This window comes from Streptomyces sp. ATLC9 (assembly GCF_057196705.1).
The window spans coordinates 1-10,919 of record NZ_JBXUOY010000184.1 but is presented as its reverse complement, the minus strand read 5'-3'; the positions used below and the strand labels follow the sequence as shown (position 1 = coordinate 10,919).

The 10,919-nt window shown below is 72.3% G+C and carries 8 protein-coding genes; 1 reads left to right on the top strand and 7 read right to left on the bottom strand.

The window, feature by feature from the left end; translation table 11 throughout:
* Window positions 1-172 precede the first annotated feature (172 nt).
* From AC2CJA_RS18460 to AC2CJA_RS18430, 7 genes are all read right to left on the bottom strand, one after another.
* Entirely contained in the window at window positions 173-1,330 is a 1,158-nt protein-coding gene (locus AC2CJA_RS18460; protein WP_484603805.1) for an alkaline phosphatase PhoX, read from the bottom strand.
* 154 nt (window positions 1,331-1,484) lie between these two features.
* Entirely contained in the window at window positions 1,485-2,402 is a 918-nt protein-coding gene (locus tag AC2CJA_RS18455; RefSeq protein WP_484603804.1) for an oxidoreductase, read from the bottom strand.
* Window positions 2,403-2,569: 167 nt separating this feature from the next.
* Window positions 2,570-4,837 (bottom strand): beta-xylosidase/alpha-l-arabinosidase, encoded by a 2,268-nt coding sequence (locus AC2CJA_RS18450; RefSeq protein WP_484603803.1) that lies wholly within the window; start codon window positions 4,835-4,837, stop codon window positions 2,570-2,572.
* A 47-nt stretch (window positions 4,838-4,884) separates the two neighbouring features.
* The gene (locus tag AC2CJA_RS18445) at window positions 4,885-5,805 is read right to left on the bottom strand and encodes a carbohydrate ABC transporter permease (RefSeq protein ID WP_484603802.1); all 921 of its coding nucleotides are present in this window, start codon (window positions 5,803-5,805) and stop codon (window positions 4,885-4,887) included.
* Window positions 5,802-6,707 carry a carbohydrate ABC transporter permease gene (locus AC2CJA_RS18440; protein ID WP_484603801.1) on the bottom strand — a complete coding sequence of 302 codons (906 nt, stop codon included), beginning with the start codon at window positions 6,705-6,707 and terminating at the stop codon, window positions 5,802-5,804. Before AC2CJA_RS18440 ends, AC2CJA_RS18445 begins: the two co-directional genes overlap by 4 nt.
* Window positions 6,704-7,945: an ABC transporter substrate-binding protein gene (locus AC2CJA_RS18435; RefSeq protein WP_484603807.1), complete on the bottom strand. Its 1,242-nt coding sequence runs from the start codon at window positions 7,943-7,945 to the stop codon at window positions 6,704-6,706. The genes AC2CJA_RS18440 and AC2CJA_RS18435 overlap by 4 nt, the downstream gene beginning before the upstream one ends.
* 253 nt (window positions 7,946-8,198) lie before the next feature.
* Window positions 8,199-9,218 (bottom strand): LacI family DNA-binding transcriptional regulator, encoded by a 1,020-nt coding sequence (locus AC2CJA_RS18430; RefSeq protein ID WP_484603806.1) that lies wholly within the window; start codon window positions 9,216-9,218, stop codon window positions 8,199-8,201.
* Between the two features lie 189 nt (window positions 9,219-9,407).
* On the opposite strand from AC2CJA_RS18430, the gene AC2CJA_RS18425 reads away from it, so the two are divergent.
* Window positions 9,408-10,814 (top strand): endo-1,4-beta-xylanase, encoded by a 1,407-nt coding sequence (locus AC2CJA_RS18425; RefSeq protein WP_484603800.1) that lies wholly within the window; start codon window positions 9,408-9,410, stop codon window positions 10,812-10,814.
* Window positions 10,815-10,919: the final 105 nt, after the last annotated feature.

The following is a 10,919-nucleotide window of genomic DNA, read 5'->3' as shown; positions in this document are numbered from 1 at the left end:
GCCGACCCACCCGCGCCGGCGCCCCGCCCCCCCGGGGTCAGCGCCCCCCGCGGGCCCCCCCCCCCCCCCCCCGGGGGCCGCCCACGCCGGTCCCGGCGGCATGGCGTACGGCCGGAAGCCCGGGCCCGGCCGGAGACCACCCCGTACGTACCCGCCGCACCCGGGCCCGGGCTCAGGAGCGGAACGGGCCGCGCACCTCGTAGGTGATGCCGCCCGAGCTGCTGCCGCTGGTGCCGCGCTGGCTGGAGAAGTACAGCCGGGAGCCGTCGGGGGAGAAGGCCGGGCCGGTGATCTCCGAGGAGGACTGGCCGCCGATCCGCAGGAACGGCGCGACCACGTCGTCCGGGGTGATCACGCAGATCTCCATGTTGCCGCCGTCCTCGGCGACGAAGAGGTCGCCGGAGGACGAGGCGGTGACGTTGTCCACACCCGTCAGCGGAGCGGTGCCGGAGACCAGGGAGTCGTCGTAGGCCAGCTCGATCGTGTCGCCCGCCGCGTTGAGCTGCCATACCCGGCCGTCGCCCTTGGTGGTGAACCAGCAGGTGCCGTCGGCGTAGTGGCAGCCCTCGCCGCCGTTGAAGTGCTTGGCCGCCGATACCTGGTGGCGGGTGGCGGTGGAGGATGCCGACGGATCGGGGACGCGGGCCCAGCCGATGGAGCCGGAGGTGCCGGAGCCGCCCGTCATCACCTCCAGCGTCCCCGAGGACAGGTCGCCCCAGGTGGTGGGGCGGAAGCGGTACAGGCAGCCGTCAAAGACGTCCTCGGTCAGGTAGATCACCTTGCGCACCGGGTCGGCGGCGGCGGCCTCGTGCTTGAAGCGGCCCATGGCGGAGCGGCGCACGGCGGGTGTCACCCCCCACGGGTCGGTCTCGTAGACGTAGCCCCGGTCGACCTCCTCGCACGACAGCCAGGTGTTCCACGGGGTCGCCCCGCCCGCGCAGTTCTGCCGGGTGCCGGACAGGATGCGGTGGGCGCCGGTGATCGCGCCGGAGGCGTCGAAGCGGACGGCGCTCGCGCCGCCGCCGGGGTTGATCTCGGAGTTGGAGACGTAGATCCATCCCCCGCCGTCGGCGTAGCAGGCGCCGCCGTCGGGGGCGTTGTGCCAGGTGTAGGAGGTGCCGGGCACCCTCTGCCCGGAGCGGGCGATCACCCGGCTGGTGAACCCCTGGGGCAGCCGGATGCCGTTGGCATCGGCCGACTGCAGGGCCCCGTAGGGCCCGGTGCCGGGCTGGGCGGGCGCGGCGTGGGAGGCTCCGCGCCACAGGGAGCCGCCGAAGGCGGCCACCGATCCGGTGAGTACGGCTCCGCGCAGGAAGTTGCGACGTTCCATGGTTGCTCCACCGAAGTCGTCTGGCCCCGCGGCCGGTCGGGCGCGGGGGCGAACGACGTGGAACGGTAGGGGGCCTGATTTGACAGGGCATGAACAAGCGGCCGCGTGGGGCGGCCGGTTGCCCCAACACCGGTCGCCGCGCCGGCCGCGTGGCTCAGCGTGCGGGGAGGCCGTAGCGCACGCCGGTGAGCCGTTCGGAGGTCTCCCACAGCCGTGCGGAGGCGTCGTCGTCGCGGGTGCGGCGGGCGCGCGGCGACGGACCGGGCGCGCCGCGCAGGCCCAGCGCGCGCGGGCCGGTGAAGGAGTCCGGGAGTACACCGGGGGCGGTGGCGGCGTACAGGGTGGGGGCCGCGCCCAGCTCCGGGGAGGAGGCGACCAGCCGGTTGAGCAGGTGCGCACCGCGCTCCATGGCGCGGTTTCCGGCCAGCCGCGGGCCCTTGCCCTGGAGTTCGGTCGCCGACCAGCCGGGGTGGGCGGCGGCGGCCAGCAGGCGGTGCTCGACGGTGCGGCGGGCCAGTTCGTGGGTGAACAGCAGGTTCGCGCTCTTGGAGCGGGCGTAGGCCGTCCACGGGTTGTACCGCACACCGCTCGCCGGATCGTGCGGATCGACGTCCGACAGCAGGTGCATCATGCTGGAGACGGTCACCACCCGGGCGGCGGGGGCGGCCAGCAGCCGCTCCAGCAGCAGTCCCGTCAGCGCGAAGTGGCCCAGGTGGTTCACGCCGAACTGCGTCTCGAAGCCGTCGGCGGTCCTGGAGAACGGGACCGCCATCAGCCCCGCGTTGTTGACCAGCAGGTCCAGCCGGTCGAAGGGGAGTGCTTCGGCGAAGGCGCGCACGGACGCCAGATCGGCCAGGTCCAGTGCCCACACCTCGGCGCTCGCTCCGGGCGCCTCGGCCCGCAGCCGCTCCAGGGCCTCCTGCCCGCGCCCCCGGTCGCGGCAGGCGAGTACCACTCGCGCGCCGCGCCGGGCCAGTTCGCGTGCGGTCACGTAGCCCAGGCCGCTGTTGGCACCGGTCACCACGGCCGTGTGCTCGTCCAGGCGGGGGATGTCCCGTACCGTCCAGCCCATCGGTGTCACAGCTCCTCACCTCGGCGCCCGCCGCTCTCCACGGTGACGGCGCGATCTTCTCCTTCGCGCGGCACAGCGTAGGCCGGACGGGACGCCGGGGCGAGGAGGTCGGCGCCCGCCGGGGGCGGGGCGGGCGCCGGATCGGGGGCCCGGGTCAGCCGATCGGATCAGGGCCGCAGGGCGCGGGCCTCCACCCCGCAGGTCATCCGGCGTTCGAAGCCGACGGTGCGCTCCGGCCCGGTCAGGGTCAGCGGCACGGTGTGGCGCGTATCGGCGCTGGAGGCGGCCAGCCGCAGCTCCACCGCCCCGGGCTCGACGACCCGCCGGCCGGGCCGCACGGTGTACGAGGCCAGGTCGGCGTGGAAGTCGAAGACGACCTCGGCCGCCTGCCCCGGCTCCAGCGCCACCCGGGTGTAGCCGACCAGCTGGACGACCGGACGGGCCACCCGCGCCACGGGGTCGTGCAGGTAGAGCTGGACGACCTCGGTGCCGGCCCGCTCGCCGGTGTTGCGCACGGTGACGCGGATCTCGGCGGAGCCGTCGGTGGGCAGCGTGTCCGTGTCCGTGTCCGCGGCCTCCCACTCGAAGGAGGTGTACGACAGCCCGTGCCCGAAGGGGTACAGCGGGGTCGGGTCGATGTTGCTGGCGTCGCCCTTGAGGCCCAGCGGCGGCACGAGGTAGGTCCAGGGCTGGCCGCCGGTGCCGCGCGGCACGCTGACCGGGAGCCGCCCGGAGGGGTTGACCCGCCCGGTGAGGACCCCGGCGACCGCCGGTCCGCCCTCCTCGCCGGGGAAGAACGCCTGCACGACGGCGGCCGGCCGGCCCTCCCACCGGCCGAGCGCGTACGGGCGGCCGGTGAGCAGCACCAGCACCACGGGCTTGTCGGTGCTCTCCAGCAGGTCGTCCAGGAACGCGGCCTGGTCGTCGGGGAGGGTGAGGTCGGCCGCGTCGCAGCCCTCGCCGGAGGTGCCCCGGCCGAAGAGGCCGGAGCGGTCGCCGAGCGCCGCGACGACGATGTCGGCGTCGGCGGGGGAGCCGGTCAGGACCGCTCCGGGCAGTTCGGCGCCCAGGGCGTCCAGCAGCGTGGGGATCTCCACGCCGAGGGGCAGCCCGGGATGTTCGACGCCCACGTGCCGGGGGAAGGTGTAGCAGCCCAGCATGGCGGCCCGCTCGTCCGCGTACGGGCCGACCACGGCGATGCGGGCGGTGGGGTGCAGGGGGAGCACACCGCCGGAGTTGTCCAGCAGGACGACGGACTCCTCGGCCACGCGCCGGGCCAGTGCCCGCATCGCGGGCGGGTCCAGGTCCACGGTGTCCGCGGAGGCGGCGGGCGGGGCGGCCGACCAGTCGGGGTCGAGCAGGCCCAGCTCGCACTTCTGCCGCAGCACCCGCAGCGCCGCGCGGTCCACCAGCTCCTCGGGCACCTCGCCGGAACGCACCGCCTTCAGCAGCGGCTCGCCGTAGCAGCGCAGGCCCGGCAGCTCGACGTCCACACCCGCGGCCAGCGCCAGGGCGGCGGCGCGGGCGGGGGAGTCGGCGACGCGGTGGGCCATCTCCAGGAAGGAGACGCCGAAGTAGTCGGAGACCAGCGTGCCGTCGAAACCCCACTCCTCGCGCAGCAGATCGGTGAGGAGCTCGGTGTGGGCGGCGGCCGGGACGCCGTCGAGGTCGTTGTAGGCGTGCATGACCGAGCGGGCCCCGCCCTCGCGCAGCGCCATCTCGAACGGCGGCAGTATCACGTCGGCCAGCTCGCGCGGGCCGATCGAGACGGGGCCGTGGTTGCGGGCGCCCCGGGAGGCTGAGTAGCCCGCGAAGTGCTTGAGGGTGGAGACGATCCCGGTGGACTCCAGGCCCGCCACATAGGCGGTGGCCACCGTCGCGACCAGGTAGGGGTCCTCGCCGATGGATTCCTCGGTGCGGCCCCAGCGCGGGTCGCGCACCACGTCCAGGACCGGCGAGAGTCCCTGGTGGATGCCGACCGAGCGCATGGAGTCGCCGATGGCCGCGGCCATCTCGCGCACCAGCGCCGGGTCGAAGGTCGCCCCCCAGGCCAGCGGGGTGGGGAAGACGGTGGCCTGCCAGGCGGTGAAGCCGGTCAGGCACTCCTCGTGGGCGAGGGCGGGGATGCCGAAGCGGTTGGCCGCGGCGACCTTCGTCTGGAAGGCCACCAGGGCCCGGGCGCCCTCGGCCGGCTCCACGGGGGCGGTGCCGAAGGGCCGGGTGAGCTGGCCCAGACCGTGGGGCAGCAGGGCGTCCAGGTCGACGGTTTCGGAGACCTCGTGCTGGAGCGGGGCGACGTCCTCGCCGTCGGACTCGGAACCCGGCCAGACGCTGGAGAGCTGTGCGAGCTTCTCCTCCAGGGTCATCCGGGACAGCAGATCGGCGGCGCGCTCCCCGACGGGTCGGGAGGCGTCCTGCCAGGGGTGGTGATGCATGAGGCTCCTTGTCAGGCGTCAGCGTGTCTCGCGCGTCCCGGTGGGACTCAGCGCCCGCCGGCGCCCATGAGGCCGTTGATGAGCTGACGGCGCGCGAAGAGGTACACGACGAAGATCGGCACGATCGACAGCACGACCGCGGCGAGCAGCGCGGGGATGTCCACCCGGAACTGGCCGACGTAGTCGTAGAGGCCGAGGGTGAGGACCCGGCTCTCGCGCGACTGGGTGAGGATCAGCGGGAAGAGGAAGTTGTTCCAGGCCTGCAGCGCCGCGTAGACGCCGACGGTGGAGATCCCGCCCCGGGACAGGGGCACGACGAGCTGGAGCAGGACGCGGGTCTGACTCGCTCCCTCCAGGGCCATCGACTCGTACATCTCCTCCTCGATGTCACGCATCGTGGAGGACAGGATCAGTACGCACACCGGCAGGCAGAACGCGGAGACGGGCAGGATGATCGCCAGCAGGCTGTCGTACAGCCGCATCTCGGTGATCAGCAGGTAGATCGGGATGATCACCGCCTGGGCGGGGATGGCCAGGCCCAGCAGGAAGAACTGGAAGATCCGCTGCGAGGTCCGGCTGAGGGTGCGCACCACGGTGTAGCCGATGCCCACCGAGAGCACGATGACGATCGCCGCGGTGGCGACCGTGACGACCGCGGTGTTGAGCAGATAGGTGAGGAAGTCGCTCTCCAGCACCGTGCGGTAGTTGTCGAGCGTGAGGTCGCCGGGCAGGCTGAGCGCGCCCTCGTCGAAGTAGGAGTCGCGGTCCCGCAGCGTGGTGAGGATCAGGACGTACAGCGGCAGGCCGACGACGACCAGCCAGACGACGGAGGCGATGCCCGCCGGCACGTTCCACTTGCGGACGCGGCGCAGCCTGCCGAGCAGGCCCCGGTCGTTGCGCGCCCGGGGCGTCTCGGCCCGTTCGGCGGTGGGGGAGGGCCGGTGCTCCGGCCGGACGTCGGTCCTCACATCCCCTCCCGGGTGCTGCGCATCTTGCTGAAGCCGGTCGCCCGGACCATCAGCAGCGAGATGGCGGTGGCGACGATCACCAGGGTGGTGGCGACGGCGCTGGCGTAGCCCATGTCGTACGCCTGGAAGCCGGTCTCGTACATCAGGTAGGGCACGATCGTGGTGTCCGTTCCCGGCCCGCCCTCGGTCAGGATGAGGACGGTGTCGAAGAAGGTCAGCGCGCCGACGACCATCAGCACCGAGGAGGTGATGATGGTGTTGCGCAGCTGCGGCAGGGTGATGGAGAAGAACTGCCGCACGGTGCTCGCCCCGTCGATGGAGGCGGCCTCGTAGAAGGACTTGGGGATCTGCCGGGCGCCGCCCTGGTAGAGCAGGGTGTGGAACGGGATGAACTGCCAGGCGGCGACGAAGGCGACGGCGGCGAAGGCGCCGTCACCGGTGCCGAGCAGGTTGCCGTCCTCGATCCCCAGCCATGGGCCGATGTCGGAGACCAGGCCGAAGTTGGGGTCCAGCAGCGACTTCCACAGCAGCGCCAGCGCCACCGAGGAGGCCAGTAGCGGCAGGAAGAAGATCGCGCTGAGGACGGCCCGGTTCTTCTGCCGGCCGGCCGACCACACGCCCAGCAGCAGGGCGACGGGCGTCTGGATCAGCCAGCTCACGCCGGTGAGCAGGATGCTCAGCCACACGGCCTGCCGCATGGTGGGGTCGTTGAACAGCCGTTCCCAGTTGCCCGTGCCGCTGATCGAGGGGAAGTCGCCCAGCCCGTCCCAGTCGGTGAAGGACAGATAGCCGACCAGCACCATCGGGCCGACGGCGAACAGGATGAAGAACAGCACGCCGGGGACCGCCCAGGCGATGCCCGGGCGGCCCACGCGCGGCGACGCGGTTGGTGCTTGCTTCACTTCAGGGCCTTCATGGCGTCGACGAACTCTTCGGGGCCGAGCTGCTTGTTGAAGAGCTTCTGGATGTTGGTGAGCATCGGGCTGGCCTGCCGCGCCGGCAGGGCCTGGTCCCAGGAGAGGGTGAAGTCCGGGGCGCCGCGCACCAGGTCGTACTGGAAGAGGGCGTAGTCGGGGGCGGGGTGCCCGGTGAGCATGTCCTCGGAGCCGGAGTTGGTGGGCACGTCGCCGTTGTCCACCAGGGACTCGGCGTACCACTCCTCGGCGGCGGTCTTGACGAACTCCAGGGCGGCCTCGCGCTCGGCGCCCCTCAGCTCGGAGTTGACCGACCAGAAGTTGGTGGGGTTGCCCACGACGTTCCTGGGGTCGCCCTCGCCGTCGGGGAGGGCGGGGAAGGTGGTCCAGCCCAGGCCCTTGTCGGCGAACTCCTTCTGGTTGGCCTGCTGGTTGGAGTACTCCCAGCTGCCCATCAGATGCATGGCGGCCCTGCCCTTGGCGAAGAGCGTGGAGGCGCCGTCGGCGGTGTAGTTGACCGAGGCGTAGTTCTTGCCGAACGCCCCGCGGTCCACCAGGTCGCGGATGGTCTCGGCGGTCTTCAGCACGGCCGGGTCGCCCCAGGCCGAGGAGTCGCCGTCCTGGACGCGCTGGAAGACCTCGGCGCCGCCGGTGCGGTCCAGCAGGTACTCGACCCACATCAGCTCGGTCCAGGCGTCGGTGCCCGCGAGCGCGAAGGGGGTGACGCCCTCCTTCTTGAAGGTGTCGACCAGGTCCAGCAGGTCGTCCCAGGACTCGGGCGGCTGGACGCCGGCCTCCTCGAAGACGTTCTTGTTGTAGAACAGGACCACCGGCTGCATGCCCCGCATCGGGACGCCGTAGACCTTGTCGTCCACCTTGCCCGCGTTGAGGATCGAGGGCAGGAACGCGTCCTTGAGCCTGTCGTCCTCCTGGATCTCGGACGTGAGGTCGACCAGCATGTCCTTCTCGACGAAATCGCTGATGCTGCCGCCGCCCCAGTTGAAGAAGACGTCCGGCGCGTTGGGCGTGCCCATCGCGCCGCGCATCTTGTCCTGGTAGCCCTCGCCGGGCACCTCGACGAGTTCGGCCTTGACGTCGGAGGTCTTGTTGAACCGCTCGACCGCCTCGCGCTGCACCTTGGTCGAGGCGTCCTGGTAGACCCACACCTCCAGGGTGCCGCCGGCCTTCTCCTCGCCCGGGCCGCCGCTGCCGCAGGCGGTGAGCATGGTGGCTGCCAGAGCCGCTGCCGTCAGCTTGGCGGCGTGGCGCCGTCCGAGTCCCTTGCGGCCTCTCACGGCCGGGCCCTGTACTGCTGTTCGCATCGCGTACCTTCCGGAAGGAATCCGAAAATTATCGGTAGTGGTGGTGGGAAAGTACGTACGCGTCCCAGCGGTGTCAACAGGTCTGACAAAAAAGGGGTCCTGTGGCCCGGCGGCGTGATGCGCCCGTTGTGCGGGGTTGTCCGGCCCGCTGCCCGGGTCAGTCCCGCAGTGGTGCCGTGCTGGCGCGAACGACCAGCTCAGTGGCGAGTTCGACCCGAGGGGAGTCGATTTCCTCGCCCCTGGCCTGACGCAGTACGGTGCGGGCCGCGACCTTGCCCATCTCCACCAGCGGCTGGCGTACCGTCGTCAGGGGCGGAGCCGACCAGCGGACTTCCGGAAGGTCGTCGAACCCGACGATGCTGACGTCCTCCGGCACCCGCGCCCCGCGCCGCCGCAGCGCCTCGATCGCGCCCAGCGCCATCTGGTCGCTGGCCGCGAACAGGGCGGTGGGCGGCTCGTCCAGGTCCATCAGCCGGTCGCATCCGTTGAAGCCGGACTCGTGGTAGAAGTCGCCCGGCACCATCAGCCGGTCGTCCACTCCGACGCCGGCGGCCTCCAGCGCGGCGCGGTAGCCGTCCAGGCGGGCGCGGCTGCACAGCAGTCTCGGCGGCCCGGCGATGAAGCCGATGCGGCGGTGGCCCAGTTCCAGCAGGTGCTCGGTGGCGGACATGCCGCCGGCCCAGTTGGTGGCGCCCACCGTCGGCGCGTCCAGGGCCGGGGAGCCGGAGGGGTCCACCACGACCAGCGGCACGCCCAGGCGGTGCAGCTCCTCGTGGAGGACCGGCTCCAGGACCGAGGTCACCAGGATCACGCCGCCGGAGGCGCGGGCCCGCAGGTTGCGCATCCACTGCCGGGCCGAGCCCGCGCGGTCGTGGATCGCCGAGACCACCGTGCCGAAGCCGACCTCGTGCGTGGTCTCCTCCACGCCGCGGATGATCTCCACCGCCCAGGGGCTGTCGAGATCGTTGAAGACCAGGTCGATCAGGGCCGGCCGGTCGCCGGAGGAGGCCGTGCGGCGGCGGTAGCCGTACTGCCGCAGCAGCTCCTCGACCCTGGCCCGGGTCGCGGGCGCGACGTCCGAGCGGCCGTTGACCACGCGCGAGACGGTGGGGACCGAGACCCCCGCCTCCTGGGCGATCGCCGTGATCGTGACCTTCTGCTCCACCTTGGGTGCCATCCTCCGCTCCGCGGCTTCGCCGGCCGCGGCGACCGCGCCGTCCGTCATGCCGTCTCCCATGCTTTCTCCTCCATACGCGCACACCGTTGACGGGCGTCCCCATCGGCTCTACCGTTCCCGGCGCACCCTCGAAACCTTCCAACAGTCTTCCGGAAAGAGTTCCGGGGCGTCGAGAGAGGGACCCCCAGCATGAGGCAGCACCGTGTACGCACCGTACGTCGTTTAGCCCGGGCGGCCGTAGCCGCCTCCGCCGCCGCGGCGGCTCTGACCTTCGGGTTCAGCGCTCCGAGCCAGGCGGCCGACCCCTCCCTGCGCGAGGTCGCCGAGTCCACCGGCCGTTTCATCGGCACGGCGGTCAACGACGGCCTGCTGAGCAACGGGACCTACAGCGGCATCGTCAGCACCGAGTTCGACAGCGTCACCGCCGAGAACGCCATGAAGTGGGGCGCGGTCGAGCCCCAGCGCGGCCAGTTCAACTGGGCCGGGGGCGACCGCCTGGTGCGGTTCGCCCAGGACAACGACCAGCTCGTCTACGGCCACACCCTGGTCTGGCACAGCCAGATGCCCGGCTGGCTGCAGAACGGGTCGTTCTCCGACAGCGAGCTGCGCCAGATCATGACCGGCCACGTCACCACCCAGGCCGGCCGCTACCGCGGCAAGGTCCAGCGCTGGGACGTGGTCAACGAGGCGTTCAACGAGGACGGCTCGCTGCGGCAGAGCAAGTTCTACCGGCAGCTCGGCGCCTCCTACATCGCGGACTCCTTCCGGGCCGCCCGCGCCGCGGACCCGAACGCCAAGCTGTTCATCAACGACTACAACACCGAGACGGCCAACGCCAAGAGCGACGGCCTGTACCGGCTGGTCAGGGACCTGCTGGCGCAGGGCGTGCCGATCGACGGCGTCGGGTTCCAGAACCACCTCACCGTCGGCAACGTCAACGGCCAGGCGATCCGCCAGAACCTCCAGCGCTTCGCCGACCTGGGCCTGGAGGTCGCGGTCACCGAGCTGGACATCCGGATGCGGATGCCGTCCGACAGCTCCAAGCTCCAGCAGCAGGCCCGCGACTACCGCGCGGTGGCCGACGCCTGCCTGGCGGTCTCCCGGTGCTCCGGCATCACCGTCTGGGGCGTCAGCGACCGGGACTCCTGGGTGCCGGACGTCTTCCCGGGGGAGGGCGCCGCCTGCCCCTGGGACGACGACTACCGGCCCAAGCCGGCCTACGACGCGCTGCGCGACGCCTTCATCGCGGCGGGCGGAGACCCGGGCGACCCCGATCCGCCCACGGGCGACTGCTCCGCCGTCTTCACCGTCGCCAACCGCTGGGACACCGGCTCGGTCGTCTCCGTGACCATCCGCACCGGACAGGCCCTGAGCGGCTGGCGCGCGCGGTTCGACCTGCCGGCCGGTGTGCGCCTGGCCAACGGCTGGAACGGCGGCTTCTCGCAGAGCGGCAGCACCGTCACCGTCACCAACGCCGCCTACAACGGCACGGTCCCGGCCGGCGGGACGGTCTCCTTCGGTTTCCAGACCAGCGGGGGTGCCGCCCAGGACGGCACTCGCGTCAGCCTCGGCGGACAGGAGTGCGCCGCGGGCTGACACCGTTTCCCGTCCGGTGCGCCGGACCGCCGGGGCAGGGCGGCCGGCGTGCCGGACGGGGCAGAGCCGGGCCCCGGTCGCGGCCCGCCCCACGTCCTCGATCGC